At 42.1% G+C, this 17,605-nt stretch carries 14 protein-coding genes and 20 tRNA genes; 8 read left to right on the forward strand and 26 right to left on the reverse strand.

Going from position 1 to position 17,605, the window contains the following annotated elements; translation table 11 throughout:
* Positions 1 to 104: 104 nt before the first annotated feature.
* Positions 105 to 833, reverse strand: coding sequence for a monofunctional biosynthetic peptidoglycan transglycosylase (mtgA, locus tag PPBDW_RS03830; protein ID WP_036793511.1), 729 nt, complete (start codon positions 831 to 833; stop codon positions 105 to 107).
* 169 nt (positions 834 to 1,002) lie between these two features.
* Here mtgA and PPBDW_RS03835 point away from each other — a divergent pair, with 169 nt between their 5' ends.
* Positions 1,003 to 2,163: a 2-octaprenyl-3-methyl-6-methoxy-1,4-benzoquinol hydroxylase gene (locus PPBDW_RS03835; protein ID WP_036793512.1), complete on the forward strand. Its 1,161-nt coding sequence runs from the start codon at positions 1,003 to 1,005 to the stop codon at positions 2,161 to 2,163.
* A gap of 99 nt (positions 2,164 to 2,262) precedes the next feature.
* Positions 2,263 to 4,329, forward strand: coding sequence for an FUSC family protein (locus PPBDW_RS03840; RefSeq protein ID WP_054261976.1), 2,067 nt, complete (start codon positions 2,263 to 2,265; stop codon positions 4,327 to 4,329).
* Between the two features lie 131 nt (positions 4,330 to 4,460).
* Here the strand turns inward: PPBDW_RS03840 and PPBDW_RS03845 are convergent.
* The 25 genes from PPBDW_RS03845 to lolB form a co-directional block, all read right to left on the reverse strand.
* Positions 4,461 to 4,545 (reverse strand) — tRNA-Leu (locus PPBDW_RS03845).
* Positions 4,546 to 4,578: 33 nt separating this feature from the next.
* Positions 4,579 to 4,655: transfer RNA gene (locus tag PPBDW_RS03850), tRNA-Met, on the reverse strand.
* A gap of 38 nt (positions 4,656 to 4,693) precedes the next feature.
* Positions 4,694 to 4,768 (reverse strand) — tRNA-Gln (locus PPBDW_RS03855).
* A 42-nt stretch (positions 4,769 to 4,810) separates the two neighbouring features.
* Positions 4,811 to 4,895: transfer RNA gene (locus tag PPBDW_RS03860), tRNA-Leu, on the reverse strand.
* Positions 4,896 to 4,978: 83 nt separating this feature from the next.
* Positions 4,979 to 5,063: transfer RNA gene (locus tag PPBDW_RS03865), tRNA-Leu, on the reverse strand.
* Between the two features lie 33 nt (positions 5,064 to 5,096).
* A tRNA-Met gene (locus PPBDW_RS03870) sits at positions 5,097 to 5,173 on the reverse strand.
* Positions 5,174 to 5,211: 38 nt separating this feature from the next.
* Positions 5,212 to 5,286, reverse strand: a tRNA-Gln gene (locus PPBDW_RS03875).
* A 67-nt stretch (positions 5,287 to 5,353) separates the two neighbouring features.
* Positions 5,354 to 5,438: transfer RNA gene (locus tag PPBDW_RS03880), tRNA-Leu, on the reverse strand.
* 82 nt (positions 5,439 to 5,520) lie between these two features.
* Positions 5,521 to 5,597: transfer RNA gene (locus PPBDW_RS03885), tRNA-Met, on the reverse strand.
* A 48-nt stretch (positions 5,598 to 5,645) separates the two neighbouring features.
* Positions 5,646 to 5,720, reverse strand: a tRNA-Gln gene (locus PPBDW_RS03890).
* 43 nt (positions 5,721 to 5,763) lie between these two features.
* Positions 5,764 to 5,848: transfer RNA gene (locus PPBDW_RS03895), tRNA-Leu, on the reverse strand.
* A 32-nt stretch (positions 5,849 to 5,880) separates the two neighbouring features.
* Positions 5,881 to 5,955 (reverse strand) — tRNA-Gln (locus PPBDW_RS03900).
* A 67-nt stretch (positions 5,956 to 6,022) separates the two neighbouring features.
* A tRNA-Leu gene (locus PPBDW_RS03905) sits at positions 6,023 to 6,107 on the reverse strand.
* 75 nt (positions 6,108 to 6,182) lie between these two features.
* Positions 6,183 to 6,267: transfer RNA gene (locus PPBDW_RS03910), tRNA-Leu, on the reverse strand.
* Positions 6,268 to 6,299: 32 nt separating this feature from the next.
* Positions 6,300 to 6,374 (reverse strand) — tRNA-Gln (locus PPBDW_RS03915).
* A gap of 66 nt (positions 6,375 to 6,440) precedes the next feature.
* Positions 6,441 to 6,525: transfer RNA gene (locus PPBDW_RS03920), tRNA-Leu, on the reverse strand.
* A gap of 82 nt (positions 6,526 to 6,607) precedes the next feature.
* Positions 6,608 to 6,684: transfer RNA gene (locus PPBDW_RS03925), tRNA-Met, on the reverse strand.
* A gap of 38 nt (positions 6,685 to 6,722) precedes the next feature.
* Positions 6,723 to 6,797 (reverse strand) — tRNA-Gln (locus PPBDW_RS03930).
* 43 nt (positions 6,798 to 6,840) lie between these two features.
* Positions 6,841 to 6,925 (reverse strand) — tRNA-Leu (locus PPBDW_RS03935).
* Between the two features lie 49 nt (positions 6,926 to 6,974).
* Positions 6,975 to 7,051: transfer RNA gene (locus tag PPBDW_RS03940), tRNA-Met, on the reverse strand.
* A 304-nt stretch (positions 7,052 to 7,355) separates the two neighbouring features.
* The gene (gene ychF / locus PPBDW_RS03945; protein WP_036793514.1) at positions 7,356 to 8,447 is read right to left on the reverse strand and encodes a redox-regulated ATPase YchF; all 1,092 of its coding nucleotides are present in this window, start codon (positions 8,445 to 8,447) and stop codon (positions 7,356 to 7,358) included.
* A gap of 94 nt (positions 8,448 to 8,541) precedes the next feature.
* The gene (gene pth, locus PPBDW_RS03950) at positions 8,542 to 9,132 is read right to left on the reverse strand and encodes an aminoacyl-tRNA hydrolase (RefSeq protein ID WP_036793515.1); all 591 of its coding nucleotides are present in this window, start codon (positions 9,130 to 9,132) and stop codon (positions 8,542 to 8,544) included.
* Positions 9,133 to 9,368: 236 nt separating this feature from the next.
* Positions 9,369 to 10,316 (reverse strand): ribose-phosphate pyrophosphokinase, encoded by a 948-nt coding sequence (locus PPBDW_RS03955; RefSeq protein ID WP_036793517.1) that lies wholly within the window; start codon positions 10,314 to 10,316, stop codon positions 9,369 to 9,371.
* 32 nt (positions 10,317 to 10,348) lie between these two features.
* The gene (gene ispE / locus PPBDW_RS03960; RefSeq protein WP_036793519.1) at positions 10,349 to 11,227 is read right to left on the reverse strand and encodes a 4-(cytidine 5'-diphospho)-2-C-methyl-D-erythritol kinase; all 879 of its coding nucleotides are present in this window, start codon (positions 11,225 to 11,227) and stop codon (positions 10,349 to 10,351) included.
* Between the two features lie 51 nt (positions 11,228 to 11,278).
* Positions 11,279 to 11,950 (reverse strand): lipoprotein insertase outer membrane protein LolB, encoded by a 672-nt coding sequence (gene lolB / locus PPBDW_RS03965; protein WP_081045178.1) that lies wholly within the window; start codon positions 11,948 to 11,950, stop codon positions 11,279 to 11,281.
* 214 nt (positions 11,951 to 12,164) lie between these two features.
* Between lolB and hemA the strand changes: the two genes are divergently transcribed.
* From hemA to kdsA, 6 genes are read left to right on the forward strand one after another with little or no spacing between them, the layout of a single operon-like run.
* Positions 12,165 to 13,427 carry a glutamyl-tRNA reductase gene (hemA, locus tag PPBDW_RS03970; protein WP_036793521.1) on the forward strand — a complete coding sequence of 421 codons (1,263 nt, stop codon included), beginning with the start codon at positions 12,165 to 12,167 and terminating at the stop codon, positions 13,425 to 13,427.
* A 45-nt stretch (positions 13,428 to 13,472) separates the two neighbouring features.
* On the forward strand, positions 13,473 to 14,561 hold the full coding sequence (prfA, locus tag PPBDW_RS03975; RefSeq protein ID WP_036793522.1) for a peptide chain release factor 1: 1,089 nt from the start codon (positions 13,473 to 13,475) through the stop codon (positions 14,559 to 14,561).
* Positions 14,561 to 15,415: a peptide chain release factor N(5)-glutamine methyltransferase gene (gene prmC / locus PPBDW_RS03980; protein WP_036793523.1), complete on the forward strand. Its 855-nt coding sequence runs from the start codon at positions 14,561 to 14,563 to the stop codon at positions 15,413 to 15,415. The genes prfA and prmC overlap by 1 nt, the downstream gene beginning before the upstream one ends.
* Positions 15,416 to 15,420: 5 nt before the next feature.
* Positions 15,421 to 15,801, forward strand: a complete 381-nt coding sequence (locus PPBDW_RS03985) for a SirB2 family protein (protein WP_036796254.1) — start codon at positions 15,421 to 15,423, stop codon at positions 15,799 to 15,801.
* Between the two features lie 16 nt (positions 15,802 to 15,817).
* On the forward strand, positions 15,818 to 16,627 hold the full coding sequence (locus tag PPBDW_RS03990) for a SirB1 family protein (RefSeq protein WP_036793524.1): 810 nt from the start codon (positions 15,818 to 15,820) through the stop codon (positions 16,625 to 16,627).
* A 14-nt stretch (positions 16,628 to 16,641) separates the two neighbouring features.
* On the forward strand, positions 16,642 to 17,496 hold the full coding sequence (gene kdsA, locus PPBDW_RS03995) for a 3-deoxy-8-phosphooctulonate synthase (protein ID WP_036793525.1): 855 nt from the start codon (positions 16,642 to 16,644) through the stop codon (positions 17,494 to 17,496).
* The last annotated feature ends 109 nt before the right edge of the window (positions 17,497 to 17,605 follow it).

Here is a 17,605-nt window from a genome sequence, read left to right on the forward strand (position 1 = left end):
CAGTTTAGAGTAATGCCCTGTAGCAAGCCGCGTATTGTACTGCTTTAAACTCGGTCTGACTAGATCATCACCACCCCGAAAAAATTGTGGTCTTTTGAACACAACTAACGATAGAGATGAAACGATTTAAAAAGTGATTGTTCATCATAGACTTTATCAAGCGTTACCATTCCTAGTTGGCGCATTTGTTTGCGAATCCATAATGTGCGCTGATAAACATAATTGCTCATTGGACTGGCTTTTATTTTATAAGGGTTAGGTAATACTGCGGCCAGCTGTGCCGCTTGTTGAGCACTGAGTCTACTCGCTGGAATATGGAAAAAGTGCTCACTAGCAGCTTGGACACCATAGATCCCGGGGCCAAATTCAATCACGTTTAAATAGGTTTCTAAAATACGATCCTTGCCCCAAATGATCTCCATCCACAATGCGAAATATAATTCTATGCCTTTACGAATGAAAGAGTGGCTAGGAAACAAAAATACATTCTTGGCTGTTTGTTGAGTGATAGTACTCGCGCCACGATCAGGGCCATTTTTACCACTGTGTTGAAGCACTGATAGGGTCGCGCTGAGATCGATGCCATGATGTTCAGGAAAGGTTTGATCTTCAGAGGCAATAACTGCTAATTGCATATTTTTTGAAATTTTATCCAAATTAACCCATTGGTGATGTGTTTGCTCGGGGTAATCTTTAGGGGGGAATATCGCACGACTAATTTCCCATCCCCAAAATGGAGGATTAATGAATTTGAAAATAACGACTAAAACGATAGGAGCAATAAGCGCACATAAAATAAATTTAACAATAAAACGTCTAAAGCCTGCCAGCATAGTGATTTGATTCCTTTCAGCGGTGAGAGACAGTGGCTAATGGGTGATTAGCGGCGAATACGTTATCGTAGTACCCCGTTAAGCGTGTTTTCTTATACAATCATCTAACACGATGGTTTGAAAGATTATAACCAAATAACAAGCCAGGACATAATAGGTAGGTGAAGATATGGAACAATATGATGTCATTGTTGCTGGTGGCGGTATGGTTGGTGCGGCTGCTGCGATTGGGTTAGCTCAGCAAGGGCTTGATGTCGCAGTGATTGAAGGTTATGCACCGTCCCCTTTTGTTACTGAGCAGGCGATGGATTTACGCGTGTCAGCTATTTCACCACATTCAGTGGCGTTATTAGAACAACTCGGTGCATGGCAAGCAGTGATGGCTATGCGCCTCTGTCCTTTTAAACGTCTTGAAACCTGGGAGCACCCAGAATGCAGAACTCGATTCAGTGCTGATGAGATGCAGCTGCAACAATTAGGTTATATCGTTGAAAATCGCGTGATCCAATTAGCGCTATGGCAGCAATTTGAACAATACGACAATATTACCTTATTGTGTCCCGCAACGATGGTAGCAGCGACAGCAATTGATGAGGGTTATCAAGTTGAATTGAATGATGGTTCATTGATTAATTGTGGCTTATTGGTTGGTGCTGATGGCGCAAACTCTCAAGTACGCCACCAAGTCAATATAGGTATTACAGCATGGGATTATCGCCAACATTGTATGCTGATTAATATTGCGACAGTGTTACCACAACAAGATATTACTTGGCAGCAGTTTACACCTGTAGGTCCACGCTCATTTTTACCCTTGCCCGGTCATCAAGGATCGCTAGTTTGGTATGACACTCCTGCACGGATTCGACAATTATCAGCAATGCCTGCAATGCAATTACAGGCTGAGATAACGGCAGCTTTCCCTGCTGAGTTAGGTGAGTTTAAGGTACTTAACCATGGCAGTTTTCCGTTAACGCGCCGCCATGCACAAACGTATTATAAGCCGAATGTGGTGCTGTTAGGCGATGCTGCCCATACCATTAATCCATTAGCTGGCCAAGGGGTCAATTTAGGCTTTAAAGACGTTGGTTGCTTATTAGAAAAAATCAGTCAGGCCGGTAATGATTGGCAACGGCCGCAAGTTCTTGCTAATTATGAACGTTGTCGTCGTCCTGATAATTTGATTATGCAAACGGGAATGGATTTTTTCTACAGTACTTTCAGTAATAATATTGGGCCATTAAAGTTACTGCGTAATGTTGGTTTACGAGTTGCAGATCACACTGGTGGTATAAAAAAACAAGTACTCAAATACGCAATGGGTATTTAAGGAAAGAGTTTCTTTCTTTGCTTGCGTAGAAGTTTATTGGATAGTGCTTGCTGTTTGTGACATCTTTATTGTACTGGGATGGACTTACAGGAGGAAGCATTGTATATCACTAAAATTAGTCAGTTTTTAACGCGACTTTGGTATTACCCCTCATTAAATATGGGCTTAAGAGGCTCGGCAGGAATTATTCTGATCTTTGCTCTCGGCATGATTGGACATCGATTAGATTTAGCCTCTTATGCCATAGTCGCAATGCCTGCGGCATTACTGAGTGGTTTAGATCAACCCGGGCCTAAACGATGGCAACGGCTCGGAATCTCACTCGCCATGTGGGGACTCGCTGTCACGGTTTCATTGGGGCTTTTTTACAGCCCATTACCCCTATGGTTAAGCTTTGCTATCATCGCGATGTTGCTTGCCTCTCCTGCTGTCAATGGTCCATTCTGGACTCGATTAGGTATTTCTTCACTATATTTGGCCGCTGTTTGTTTTTCTTTATTTAATCAACAAACGCCACTCCAGAATTTCCCCGTTTTATTAGTTGGTCCGGCTATTTTTGCGCTGTTTAGTTGGTTGTGGTTTGTGGTATGGCAAAATTTAGCGTTACGATCGAGTTTAGCCGCTATTTACAATGCGTTAGCCCACTATATTGCACTGAGGCAACGGATTGTGTTGGGAGAAGCCGATCTACTGTCGATATTATCAAATCAAAAACACCACTTAGTTGACTTATTTAGTCAAACTATTCAATCGAGTATCTCGAACGATGCTGCGACGCCAAAGCGACAATCACTGCTAGCGAGTTTACAAGTGGCGAGTGATATTTTTGAACTTGCTATTATTGGTCATTCAACTAATCAGTCACTTCTGGCTCGATTTGATGATCCTATTCGTCGACAGCAATTGATTTTATGGAGCCAACATGCGCAACAGATATTACGTCGTCAAGCCAAAGCCATTCAAAGTGGTGGTAGTTACCATTGTAAGCATCAACTTTCTGCATTAGCCCAACCTTTAGTGGCGAATACCGCTGATGATGCTCATCCCCAATTACGACTTTGGGGGCGAGCAATTATTCGTATCTCTCAAGTGATTGAAAATAATAAACCATTATATCAACGAGAGTTTCAAGTTCAGCCATTTGAATTAACTTGGCGGTGGCCGTCATTTGGGCACCCTATTTGGCGTTATGTCGCACGAATGGGAATAATTTTTGCTGTCGGGTCTGGGATTGCACAATATTTCCAATTGTTGCGACCTGAGTGGGTGGTACTCACAATGGTGTTGGTATTACAGCCTGGATTTGTTGCAACTAAAAGCCGTGTTTGGCAGCGTTGTATTGGTACTATCGGTGGATTAGTTTTTGCTGTTATTGTGATTAAATCAGGGTTACCCGTTGGCGCAATGCAGCTGATTACGTTGATGTTAATTCCGATATCATTAACGCTTATTTTACGTTATTACGTGGTGGCTGTTGGTGGTTTTTGTGCAGTATTGATATTGGCGTTAGAGTTACTTTCTCATCAAGGGTTAGCCTTGATTTTGCCGCGATTAATTGATTGTTTTGTGGGGGCGATAGTGGTGTTGTTAGGGATGACATTTCTGTGGCCGCAATGGCGCAGTCATGATATCAATAACAAAGCAACTCAGGGAATAATCAATGCCGGAGTGTTACTCAGTTACGCTTTCTCTCAGCTAAAAGGGGACAATAAAGCCGACTTTTTTGTTGATGAACAAGCACGACAAACATTGATGGGTTATCGTAAAAATGTATTGATGGCAGAGCATGATTGGGAGTTAGTCTTTAATGAAATGCAGCAAGAGCCTAAACGGACTCATCAAGATAGTGATTATCAGCAGCAATTATTAGAACAATATCACCAGTTAGTACATTATCTTTGCATTTTGGTTTCTATGCTACGCAAGGGGGTTGTATTGCCTGCTATTGTTGATTATCAAGCGCCTATTGAAGCTGGAATTCAAGCTTTGGTGATACAACTACGGGATGGTACGGACACTACTTTTCCTTATATTGATGATTTAAATACCGAGTTACAAGATGATAGTTTATCTACCGATCAAATGACAGTAAGGGCGGTAATCATGCTCTCAGCTGCAACACTAAAACATATGCATCAATTAAAGAATGGCAGTGAACTGATTTAATCTGTCAATCTAGATATTAAGGTAATAAAAAAGCCGCCAACGAAAGTTGGCGGCTTTTTTATTACTGGTGATGGTTGTAATTACCATTCAGCAGATAAAAGAAAACCTACTCAAAGAGTAGGTCTCTAATATGGTGCGGAAGGAGAGACTTGAACTCTCACACCTTACGGCGCTAGAACCTAAATCTAGTGCGTCTACCAATTCCGCCACTTCCGCAAATTTTATTCTTACTGAAAGATCAGAAAGAAATGGTGGCTACGACGGGATTCGAACCTGTGACCCCATCATTATGAGTGATGTGCTCTAACCAACTGAGCTACGTAGCCATCATAGAGTACCGACATTTATCAATACTCTTAAAGAGTGGCAGGTCTACCTGGATTCGAACCAGGGAATGACGACATCAAAAGCCGTTGCCTTACCGCTTGGCGATAGACCTACAGTGCTTATTTTCATAAGACTTTTCACAAACTAGAGAGAATGGTGCGGAAGGAGAGACTTGAACTCTCACACCTTGCGGCGCCAGAACCTAAATCTGGTGCGTCTACCAATTCCGCCACTTCCGCATGTTGTCAGTTACGACTAACTGTTGTTTCTCTAGTTGTATTAATTAAATCAGTAATTGGTAAAAATCTGATTTAAAGAATAGTGGTGCGGAAGGAGAGACTTGAACTCTCACACCTTACGGCGCTAGAACCTAAATCTAGTGCGTCTACCAATTCCGCCACTTCCGCAAATTTTATTCTTACTGAAAGATCAGAAAGAAATGGTGGCTACGACGGGATTCGAACCTGTGACCCCATCATTATGAGTGATGTGCTCTAACCAACTGAGCTACGTAGCCAACATAGAATACTGAAGTTAATCAATACTCTTAAAGAGTGGCAGGTCTACCTGGATTCGAACCAGGGAATGACGGCATCAAAAGCCGTTGCCTTACCGCTTGGCGATAGACCTACTGGTTTACTCTTTCAAGTAACCTTTGCTTGTTGGGTAGTAACAAGACTTTTTAAATCAGAGAGAATGGTGCGGAAGGAGAGACTTGAACTCTCACACCTTGCGGCGCTAGAACCTAAATCTAGTGCGTCTACCAATTCCGCCACTTCCGCATATTATCAGTTACGAATAACTGTTGTTCTCTGATCGTATTTTTCAATTTAAGTATAGGTAAATACTTAATTGAAGAATAAATGGTGGCTACGACGGGATTCGAACCTGTGACCCCATCATTATGAGTGATGTGCTCTAACCAACTGAGCTACGTAGCCGATTTAAAATACCGATAACCATAAATGTTTATCGTTACTTTTAAATTATGGCAGGTCTACCTGGATTCGAACCAGGGAATGACGGCATCAAAAGCCGTTGCCTTACCGCTTGGCGATAGACCTACAGTTTGCTTTTTCAAGCTATCTCTCAACTCTATTGAGAGAATGGTGCGGAAGGAGAGACTTGAACTCTCACACCTTACGGCGCTAGAACCTAAATCTAGTGCGTCTACCAATTCCGCCACTTCCGCATGATTAACTGTCGCAACAATTAATCTAAATATGGCAGGTCTACCTGGATTCGAACCAGGGTATGACGGCATCAAAAGCCGTTGCCTTACCGCTTGGCGATAGACCTACTGGTTTACTTTTCCAAGTAACCTTTGCTTGTTGGGTAGTAACAAGACTTTTCAAATCAGAGAGAATGGTGCGGAAGGAGAGACTTGAACTCTCACACCTTGCGGCGCTAGAACCTAAATCTAGTGCGTCTACCAATTCCGCCACTTCCGCATATTGTCAGTTACGAATAACTGTTGTTTCTCTGATGGTATTTTTCACATTAACCGCAGTTAAGATGAAGAATAATGGTGCGGAAGGAGAGACTTGAACTCTCACACCTTACGGCGCTAGAACCTAAATCTAGTGCGTCTACCAATTCCGCCACTTCCGCATGATTAACTGTCGCAACAATTAATCTAAATATGGCAGGTCTACCTGGATTCGAACCAGGGTATGACGGCATCAAAAGCCGTTGCCTTACCGCTTGGCGATAGACCTACTGGTTTACTTTTTCAAGTAACCGTTGCTTGTTGGGTAGTAACAAGACTTTAAAATCAGAGAGAATGGTGCGGAAGGAGAGACTTGAACTCTCACACCTTGCGGCGCTAGAACCTAAATCTAGTGCGTCTACCAATTCCGCCACTTCCGCATATTATCAGTTACGAATAACTGTTGTTCTCTGATCGTATTTTTCAATTTAAGTATAGGTAAATACTTAATTGAAGAATAAATGGTGGCTACGACGGGATTCGAACCTGTGACCCCATCATTATGAGTGATGTGCTCTAACCAACTGAGCTACGTAGCCAACATAGAATACTGAAATTAATCAATACTCTTAAAGAGTGGCAGGTCTACCTGGATTCGAACCAGGGAATGACGGCATCAAAAGCCGTTGCCTTACCGCTTGGCGATAGACCTACAGTTTGCTTTTTCAAGCTATCTCTCAACTCTATTGAGAGAATGGTGCGGAAGGAGAGACTTGAACTCTCACACCTTACGGCGCTAGAACCTAAATCTAGTGCGTCTACCAATTCCGCCACTTCCGCATTTTATCAATGTTTAACATTGATTTTCAATCTTATAATAAAATTGAAATGGTGGCTACGACGGGATTCGAACCTGTGACCCCATCATTATGAGTGATGTGCTCTAACCAACTGAGCTACGTAGCCATTTTGCCTCCAACTGCCACTGCTCTTAGCGAGCCGCTTCGTTGGGAACGGGGCGCATTATGCTCATACCAGTTAAAACCGTCAATAGTTTTTTTTGATAAATGGCGAAAATTCGTTTGTTCGGCGGTTATTTGGGCGAACTGGGCGAATCACAAACTGATATCTGATTTGTCTGCTATTAATGATCAAAATTGTGATGCAACACGATTTTATTTTATGCTTAAGCAGATAAAAAATAAGCCAGCACGAGGCTGGCTTATTTTATTTACTCATCGTTATCTCAATGATAACTGAATAAAATATATTATACGTTGAAGCGGAAGTGGACAACATCGCCATCTTTAACGATGTAATCTTTACCTTCTAGACGCCATTTACCTGCGTCTTTAGCACCTGATTCGCCACCAAACTCGATATAATCATTGTAGCCAATAACTTCAGCGCGAATGAAGCCTTTCTCAAAGTCAGTGTGAATAACACCCGCTGCTTTAGGTGCAGTTGCACCGACAGGGATTGTCCATGCACGTACTTCTTTAACACCAGCAGTGAAATACGTTTGTAGTGAAAGTAACTCATAGCCAGAACGAATAACGCGGTTAAGACCAGGTTCTTCGATACCCATGTCAGCTAAGAACTCTTCACGATCTTCGTCATCAAGCTCTGCGATTTCAGATTCCATTGCTGCACAAATAGGTACAACAATCGCGTTTTCTGTTGCTGCACGTTCAATAACAAGGTCTAAGAATGGATTGTTTTCAAAACCATCTTCGCTAACGTTAGCAATGTACATCGTTGGTTTTAGCGTTAAGAAGTGTAGGTAATCGACAGCTGCCTTCTCTTCTTTGCTTAGTTCCATTGAACGTAGCATTGCGCCATCAGTTAACACTGGCAGCATTTTTTCTAATACTTTGATTTCGAATTTAGCATCGTTATCGCCGCCTTTAGCACGCTTTGCTAAGCGGAAAATAGCACGCTCACACGTATCAAGATCAGCCATAGCTAGTTCTAGGTTGATGATATCGATATCTTCAAGAGGGTTAATACGGCCAGCAACGTGAACGATGTTGTCATTTTCAAAACAACGAACAACGTGACCAATAGCATCAGTTTCACGAATGTTAGCTAGGAACTTGTTACCAAGACCTTCACCTTTAGATGCGCCAGCAACAAGGCCTGCAATGTCTACAAATTCCATTGTGGTAGGCAGAATACGTTGTGGTTTAACGAATACTGCTAATGCATCCATACGTGGATCCGGCACAGGAACAACACCTGTATTTGGTTCGATAGTACAGAATGGGAAGTTAGCTGCTTCGATGCCTGCTTTTGTTAAGGCATTGAACAGTGTTGACTTACCAACGTTTGGTAGACCTACGATACCGCATTTAAAACCCATGGCTTGTAACCCTTTTGGTGATTATTTTGTAACAACTCAATTATAGTGCTCAACACTGAGCCCATAATGACAAAGTACTACTGTTGCCAGTGCGCTACTCTGCCTTGAATGAATGAAGACGATTTTGTGCCTTACTCAGGCCATCTTTTAGAAGCACATCAATACAGCGAACTGATTCATCAACTGCTGCGTCAATCAGCTCTTGTTCTTTGGTCGGTGCTTTTCCTAGCACGTAACCAGCGACTTTGTTTTTATCACCAGGGTGGCCAATGGCAATCCTGAGACGATAGAAATCTTTGTTGTTACCTATTTTGCTAATGATATCACGTAGGCCATTATGACCACCGTGTCCACCGCCTTTTTTAAATTTGGCAACACCAGGAGGTAAGTCGAGTTCATCGTGCGCGACTAAAATTTCTTCCGGTTTAATTTGGAAAAAATTAGCCAAAGCTGAAACTGACTTACCTGATAAATTCATGAATGTGGTTGGGATCAACAAGCGAAGATCTTGACCATTAGTTGTGATCCTGCCGGTTAGACCAAAATATTTTGGATCTAGACGTAGGGTAACGTTATGGGCTCGAGCTAGTTCTTCAACGACCCATGCACCAGCATTATGACGGGTTTTTGCATACTCTTGACCAGGATTTGCCAGGCCAACAAGTAACCGAATATTATTACTCACGCTTGTCTCTCTTGTCATATAGCAGTAGTGATAGCGTTTTGTGATGACCACTGTGATGGTTAAACCGAGCAATAGTCGGGTTCAAAACGCGCGCTATATTATACCAAATCAAGGGAAATTGATACGTTTCTGCAGTGATCAGCCTTTGTGACAATTTGCAAAAAATAAAACGCCCCGCAAAAGCGAGGCGTTGATATTTATTTATTCGAGAAATAAATCATGCTAGTAGCGTGAGATTAGTGCTCAAACATTGCAGAAATTGACTCTTCGTTACTGATACGACGAATCGCTTCAGCTAGCATACCAGACAGGGTAAGTACTGATACTTTTCCTGTTGCAGCAATTTCTTTTGTTAGTGGGATAGAGTCAGTAACAATGATTTCATCAATCACTGATTCAGTGATGTTTTGCAGTGCGCTGCCAGAGAATACAGGGTGAGTTGCGTAAGCAAATACACGCTTAGCACCGCGTTCTTTTAGTGCTTCAGCTGCTTTGCACAGTGTGCCGCCAGTATCGATCATGTCGTCAACGATAATACAATCGCGACCTTCAACATCTCCGATTAGGTGCATAACTTGAGAAACGTTAGCGCGTGGACGACGCTTATCGATGATTGCGATATCAGTATCATCTAATAGCTTAGCAATTGCACGAGCACGTACAACACCACCAATATCAGGAGAAACAACCACTGGATCTTGTAGGTCTTTCGCTAACATATCTTCTAGTAGTACAGGGCTACCAAATACGTTATCGACAGGAACATCGAAGAAACCTTGGATTTGTTCAGCATGTAGATCAACCGTTAATACGCGGTCAACACCTACATTAGAAAGGAAGTCAGCAACAACTTTGGCAGTGATAGGCACACGAGCAGAACGTACACGACGATCTTGACGAGCATAACCGAAGTACGGAATCACAGCAGTAATACGACCTGCAGAAGCACGACGTAAGGCATCGATCATAACAACCAGTTCCATTAGGTTGTCGTTAGTTGGTGCACAAGTTGATTGAATAATAAATACGTCGCTACCACGAACGTTTTCATTAATTTGCACACATACTTCACCATCGGAGAAACGGTCAACCGTTGCGTCTCCTAATGAAATATAAAGACGATCAGCGATGCGTTGGGCTAGTTCTGGTGTAGCGTTACCAGCAAACAGCTTCATATCAGGCACGGTGTAAACCTCAGGTTGCGTCCAAGTTGTAATTACTGACAATCCATAGAATATGTGGCTAGCGTTGTCATCAAAGGAGATACGTTAACACCTTTTGCGACAAATCCCTGGAGCCAGTCAGGTAAATTATTCAAAACATCATTAGCACTTTGCTCGGTGTCAAATTCTGCAAACACACAAGCGCCAGTACCAGTTAATCTTGACGGCGCATATTCTAACAGCCATGAAAGCGCCTGATCAACCTCAGGATTAAGACTTCTTACAATTTTCTCGCAATCGTTTTCGTAAACTCCACGTAACAGGGCATCTAAGCTACGTTTTTTAGTATTTCGAGGTAATTGCGGATGGTTGAAAATTTCAGCAGTTGCAATGCTAATATCGGGTTTTGCGACTAAATACCACTTTTCTTGTGGTGCTGCTGGCTGCAATTTTTCACCAATACCTTCTGCAAAAGCACTGTGACCCCGAACAAAAACAGGCACATCAGCTCCAAGTTTCAACCCTATTGCAGCAAGCTCATCAACAGATAGTTGGGTTTGCCATAAATAATTCAATGCAACTAATGTTGTTGCAGCATTCGATGATCCACCACCTAAGCCGCCCCCCATAGGAAGAATTTTATCAATATGGATGTCAGCCCCAAAATTAACTTGTGCCGCTTGACGTAGTGCAACGGCTGCACGGTAAATTAAATTATCTTCAGTCGCTACGCCAGTAATTGCAGGTGTTAGGCTGATATGATGATCTTTACGGGCTGTAATCGTTAACGTATCACCGTAATCAACAAACTGAAATAACGTTTGTAGGTCGTGATAACCATTGTCTCGCTGACCTGTGATGTAGAGAAAAAGATTGAGCTTTGCAGGAGCAGGCCACTGAGTGGCAATATCAAATTTAGCTTCGTGGTTCATGGAAATGACTCATTATTTGGTAAATTTACAAGATCAATAAACAGCGGACTATTATTTTATTTGCCAAGTGGATACTTTTATTTTGATGGTTAAATCACCTTGTTTTAAGGTCATCAATATCGGCAGGGATGGTACTTTGGTGTTGTCGTAACTGCTGTAATGCATCTCCCAAGTACGACCATCAATTTTTTTGGTCAGAAAAGCAACTTGGTTATTTTTGTTGAGCAAATAATGATTGGCACCCGTTGGAAGGCCGATTAACCAATCGCGCATTTGTTGTAGCGGTAAGTTAATGCCTGTCAGTTGTTGTACTAACTGTGCGGCATCGCTGCCATGATAGATTTTACCATCGGGATCGGTGAGCGTAACGGCATGAGGACGGGCATCTAATTTGAGAATTGTTTTATACATTTTGGTTAAAATAAGTTGATAATCACCAGGTTGGTTTTGCCAATTAAAGGTGAGTGTTACCCGTTGCTGTGGGCTGATATAACCAAACACACCTTGAGCATGGTAGGTGGTCAACTGTTGTAACTGAGCCTGATGGAGTGTCCAATCCGCTTTATGGGTAATTGTAGGTTGTTGTGCACAGCCAGAAAGAAGTGATAACGAGACTGCGAAAAAAGACAATAGCCATTTTTTTTTGTGAGCTGTTAGCGCTTTTATGGGGGTGGATGTCACTGTGGCTGAAGTGAGATTTTTAGCAAGATTACGCAATATCATCGTAGGGGGTCTCTATCAGAATGAGCGAAAACAATAGCGATAATTTAATCGAAAGCCAAATTATAACCACTAACGAGACGAATAAGGTGGCTAAAAAACGATAAAAATGGTGTCATTACTGATTGATTACGTCTGTTGCCTTTTATTAAGACATGGCATCAAGTAAAATCTTCACCTTAGATTTTTTCATTGCCGAAGTAGGTATACTGTTTCCATGACCTTGCTTGCATTAGGAATCAACCACAAAACAGCTTCTGTTGATTTGCGTGAGAAGGTAGCTTTTTCTCCTGAAAAACTGTCTTTGGCACTGCAGGAGCTTAAAAACCATCCTGAGGTATCGAGTGCGGTTATTGTATCTACATGCAACCGTACCGAAGTTTACTGTGAATTACTGCAGTCAGGACCGGGTGTGATTATTGACTGGTTGACCAAATTTCATCAGATCACAGCCGAAGAATTGATGCCAAGCCTGTACTTTCATGAACAACAAGCTGCTGCGCGACATTTAATGCGTGTGGCGTGTGGTTTAGATTCATTGGTATTAGGTGAGCCGCAAATCCTAGGACAGGTAAAGCAATCTTATTCGGAATCAAAAGACAATGGAACTGTGGTTGGTACCTTAGAAAAGTTGTTTCAAAAAACATTTACGGTTGCCAAGCGGGTTCGTACTGAAACTGATATTGGTGGCAATGCTGTTTCTGTTGCTTATGCAGCGTGTTCATTGGCAAGACAAATTTTTGAAGCTTTATCAGGTGTGACAATGTTGCTCATAGGAGCCGGAGAAACCATTGAATTGGTTGCTCGTCATGCTGCTGAGCAAGGATGTAACCGTTTAATTGTTGCCAATAGAACCCGTGAACGTGCAGCTAATCTTGCACGTGAGTTTGGCGCTGAAGTGATAGGTTTAGAAGATATACCTGAGCATCTTCATTGTGCCGATATTGTGATTAGCTCTACCGCAAGTCCATTGCCGATTGTTGGTAAAGGCATGGTAGAAACTGCGTTGAAACAACGTCGTAATCAGCCGATGTTATTTGTTGATATTGCTGTACCACGTGATATTGAATCACAGGTTGGCGATCTTAATGATGTATATTTATATTCTGTTGATGATCTGTATTCGATTGTCGAGAAAAATCGTGAGCAACGTAAAGTCGCTGCGATTCAAGCTGAGGCGATCATCGCTGAAGAAAGTATTACCTTTATGCAATGGTTACGCTCACTGGAAGCGGTCGATAGTATCCGTGACTATCGTCAATATGCCGAAGCAATAAAACATGAGCTGCTACAACGCAGCTTACAAGCAATCGCCAATGGCACCGATCCTGAACGAGCCTTGGTAGAATTGAGTAATAAACTAACCAATAAGCTTATCCATGCTCCGACAAAAGCCATGCAGCAGGTTGCCAAAAATGGTGAATCTGACAAATTGGTCGTGATCCGTGAAGCACTTGGGCTGGATTCCTATAACGATTAGCAGTTGATGGCTCAGGCCTTCACTCCGCACCCTAATTAGAAGATTATGAAGCAATCAATTTTAGTTAAATTAGAAACTCTGGTTGAACGTTACGAAGAAGTTCAACACCTACTGGGCGATCCCAGCGTTCTTAGTGATCAAAACCGATTTCGTGCACTATCAAAAGAATATTCTCAGCTTGAAGAAGTGACTAAGTGTTTTCAAGCTTATCAACAAGCGAAAGAAAATCTTGAAGCTGCTGAAGAAATGGCACAAGAAGACGATGCTGAAATGCGTGAAATGGCGCAGGAAGAAATCAAAGAAGCTAAGGCTGAAATTGAACGTTTAGCTGATGAGTTACAACTATTATTGATTCCTAAAGATCCTAATGATGATCGTAATTGTTTTGTCGAAATTCGTGCTGGTGCTGGTGGTGATGAAGCTGGTATTTTTGCGGGTGATTTATTCCGCATGTACAGCAAATATGCTGAGCGCCGCGGTTGGCGTATTGAGATCATCAGTGAAAACCGTTCAGAGCAAGGCGGTTACAAAGAAATGATCGCTAAAGTAAATGGCGATGGCGCTTATGGCGTATTAAAGTTTGAGTCAGGCGGTCACCGAGTACAGCGTGTTCCAGCAACTGAATCTCAAGGTCGTGTACATACTTCGGCTTGTACTATCGCTATTTTGCCTGAAATTCCAGAAGCTGAAATTCCTGAAATTAATGCCGGTGATTTAAGAATCGATACTTTCCGTTCATCTGGTGCTGGTGGTCAGCACGTTAACACCACTGACTCAGCTATTCGTATTACTCACTTACCGACAGGTATTGTGGTTGAATGTCAGGATGAGCGTTCACAGCACAAGAACAAAGCTAAAGCGATGTCAGTACTAGCTGCTCGTATTATTAAAGCAGAAGAAATGCGTCGTCATGAAGCAGAAGCAACGACACGTCGTGACTTGTTAGGTTCTGGCGACCGTTCAGATCGTATTCGTACTTATAACTACCCGCAGGGTCGTGTTTCAGATCATCGTATTACACTAACACTTTATCGTTTGAATGAAGTGATGGAAGGTGATTTAGACGCCCTGATCCAACCGGTATTTACCGAGTATCAAGCAGACCAACTTGCCGCGATGGCTGAGCAAAACTAATGTCACGTAGCATTGAATGTTTATTACAACAGACCAATGCACAACTTGCGACTGCGGGCTCTAATAGCCCGCAGTTAGACAGTATTGTATTGTTATGTCATGTATTAGATAAGCCGCGTAGTTACTTGCTAACATGGCCTGAAAAGCAGCTGGATGAGGCTCAATTTACGGCTTTTTCAGCATTGCTAGCGCGTCGAATCGCGGGTGAGCCGATCGCCTATATTGTTGGTGAACGTGAGTTTTGGTCATTACCGTTAAAAGTATCACCCTCGACGTTAATTCCCCGTCCAGATACTGAGAGATTGGTTGAATTAGCCCTTGAGAAAATCCCCGAGACAGCATGTCAGGTACTTGATTTAGGTACTGGCACTGGTGCGATAGCATTAGCGATTGCATCAGAACGCAATGATATTACTGTGACTGGGATTGATGTGCGTCCAGAAGCGGTGGCGTTAGCGACTGAAAATAGTCACCGACTAAGCATTACTAATAGTCATTTTTTAGCTGGTAGTTGGTATAGCCCTCTTGAGCAACAACCACAATTTGCCGTTATTGTTAGTAACCCGCCTTATATTGATGAAGCGGATCCGCATCTTGTTGAAGGCGATGTTCGCTTTGAACCTAAAAGTGCGTTAGTTGCCACTGATAACGGACTCGCCGATATTCGTATTATTAGTCAAGATGGACGCCAATATTTATTACCTGGTGGCTGGTTACTCATGGAGCATGGTTTTGAACAAGGTGCAGCCGTTCGAACTATTCTTGAGCAATTTGGCTATGTGCAGGTGTCAACAAGTCAGGATTATGCTGGGCTCGATCGGGTAACGATGGGTTGCTGGCTAGGAGATCGTTAGTAATGATGTACATGGCAATGAAACACATTCATCTTACCGCAATTGCGTTAAGTGTATTACTGTTTGTCACGCGCTATATTATGGTGATGGCAAACTCATCAATGATAAATAAAAAATTCTTTAAAATTACTCCTCATGTTATTGATACCATCATGCTGGCTTCAGGTGTCGCGCTAATTTTTATTACTGGTTTTATCCCCTTTACTGCCGGAAATGGTTGGCTGACCGAAAAATTAACCTGTGTTCTTGCTTATATCGCACTCGGTTATTTCACGCTCCATCATGGTAAAAATAAAGTATTTAAGACATTTGCCTTCTTAGGGGCGATTGGGTGGCTTGTATTAGCAGCACAATTAGCGATCACTAAAACACCTATCTTAGGCTAGCGTAGTAGGTAACATCATGATGCCATTTAATGAACAAGATCTGAATCAGATGCCGTTGGTTGATGGAGCGATTGCTTTCATGGCTGAAGTCGATACTGATTTTCCAGCAACGTGGGTGCAATTACGTTTGACCCAACTGGCACAAGAAGCAGAACAAACGTTAATGGATGAGGTTAATCCTCGCGTTCGTTTAGACGGTTTGTTACGACTTTTTTATCGTGAGTGGGGGTTTCAGGGGGATCAACAGCAGTATTTTTCATCAGATAATGCCTTTTTAGATAAAGTATTAGAGCGTCGTAAAGGAATTCCCGTTAGTTTAGGGGCTATTTTTCTTTATTTGGCTAAGCACCTTGAATTGCCAGTTGAAAATGTTGGCTTTCCGACCCAGTTTTTACTGAAAGTTATGTGGTCGCCAGATGATATTCAATATATCAACCCTTTTGATGGTGAGTTTGTTAGTACCCATATTTTGCGTGGGTGGTTGATTGGTCATCGTGGTCCTTTTGCTGAATTTAAACCTGAATATCTTGATGCTCAGAAAAATAATATCATTTTATCACGTTGGCTAACGGTGATGAAAAGTGCGCTATTACGTGAAGAGTTGTTTACTGACGCATTGCGTTGTAGTGATTTAGCATTAGCATTAAGCCCTGGCGATCCCCATGAAATTCGTGATCGTGGCTATATTTACCAGCAACTTGATTGCCTCCATGCTGCTGCGGTTGATTATTCTTATTTCATTGAGCAATGCCCAGAAGATCCTGCTGCAGATTTGCTTAAACTTCAAGTGGATGCTCTGTATGAAGAGCCTCTTACTTTGCACTAGATGAGAAGATAAATATGATGCAACAAAAAATTGTTCGTGTTGGTGATATTGATGTTGCTAACGATAAGCCATTTGTACTGTTTGGTGGTATGAATGTGCTTGAATCTCGCGATCTAGCGATGAAAATGTGTGAGCACTACGTAGAAGTCACCACTAAATTGGGGATTCCTTTCGTATTTAAAGCTTCTTTTGATAAAGCTAACCGCTCATCTGTACATTCGTACCGTGGTCCTGGCTTAGAAGAAGGTTTAAAAATCTTCCAAGAATTGAAAGACACATTTGGCGTGAAAATCATCACCGATATTCATGAAAAAGAACAAGCTCAAGTTGTTGCTGACGTGGTTGATGTGATTCAATTACCTGCTTTTCTTGCTCGCCAAACTGATCTTGTTGAAGCGATGGCTAAAACCGGTGCTGTGATCAATGTGAAAAAACCACAATTTATGAGCCCTGGCCAAGTGGGTAACATTGTTGAGAAATTTGCTGAGTGTGATAATCATAATGTGATTTTATGTGAGCGTGGCGTATTACACGGTTACGATAATCTTGTGGTTGATATGCTTGGTTTTGATGTAATGAAAAAAGCGTCAAATGGTAGCCCAATCATTTTTGATGTGACTCATGCACTTCAATGCCGCGATCCACTAGGTGCGGCATCTGGTGGTCGTCGTGAGCAGACGATTGATCTTGCGCGTTCAGGTATTGCAACAGGTATTGCTGGTTTGTTTATGGAAGCCCACCCAACACCAGATCTTGCGCGTTGTGATGGTCCTTCGGCTTTCCCACTTGATAAGTTAGAGCCATTCTTAGCTCAGATTAAACAACTCGATGATTTAATCAAAAGTTTTGCACCGATTGAAATTAACTAATAATTACTATTGATGCATATGTAGCCCTATGAATTTTATTTATAGGGCTTTTTTGTGTGAAAAACATGCGATGGGTAAAAAATTGTTTAATTAATAAATTTGGTTTTTT

The organism is Photobacterium kishitanii (assembly GCF_000613045.3).
GTDB lineage: Bacteria > Pseudomonadota > Gammaproteobacteria > Enterobacterales > Vibrionaceae > Photobacterium > Photobacterium kishitanii.

Excerpts from the sequence above, each read along its gene's own strand:
- mtgA (WP_036793511.1), bottom strand. The coding sequence starts at position 833 with ATGCTGGCAGGCTTTAGACGTTTTATTGTTAAATTTATTTTATGTGCG.
- PPBDW_RS03835 (WP_036793512.1), top strand. The coding sequence starts at position 1,003 with ATGGAACAATATGATGTCATTGTTGCTGGTGGCGGTATGGTTGGTGCG.
- ychF (WP_036793514.1), bottom strand. The coding sequence starts at position 8,447 with ATGGGTTTTAAATGCGGTATCGTAGGTCTACCAAACGTTGGTAAGTCA.
- ispE (WP_036793519.1), bottom strand. The coding sequence starts at position 11,227 with ATGAACCACGAAGCTAAATTTGATATTGCCACTCAGTGGCCTGCTCCT.
- lolB (WP_081045178.1), bottom strand. The coding sequence starts at position 11,950 with ATGATATTGCGTAATCTTGCTAAAAATCTCACTTCAGCCACAGTGACA.
- hemA (WP_036793521.1), top strand. The coding sequence starts at position 12,165 with ATGACCTTGCTTGCATTAGGAATCAACCACAAAACAGCTTCTGTTGAT.
- prfA (WP_036793522.1), top strand. The coding sequence starts at position 13,473 with ATGAAGCAATCAATTTTAGTTAAATTAGAAACTCTGGTTGAACGTTAC.
- prmC (WP_036793523.1), top strand. The coding sequence starts at position 14,561 with ATGTCACGTAGCATTGAATGTTTATTACAACAGACCAATGCACAACTT.
- PPBDW_RS03985 (WP_036796254.1), top strand. The coding sequence starts at position 15,421 with ATGTACATGGCAATGAAACACATTCATCTTACCGCAATTGCGTTAAGT.
- PPBDW_RS03990 (WP_036793524.1), top strand. The coding sequence starts at position 15,818 with ATGATGCCATTTAATGAACAAGATCTGAATCAGATGCCGTTGGTTGAT.
- kdsA (WP_036793525.1), top strand. The coding sequence starts at position 16,642 with ATGATGCAACAAAAAATTGTTCGTGTTGGTGATATTGATGTTGCTAAC.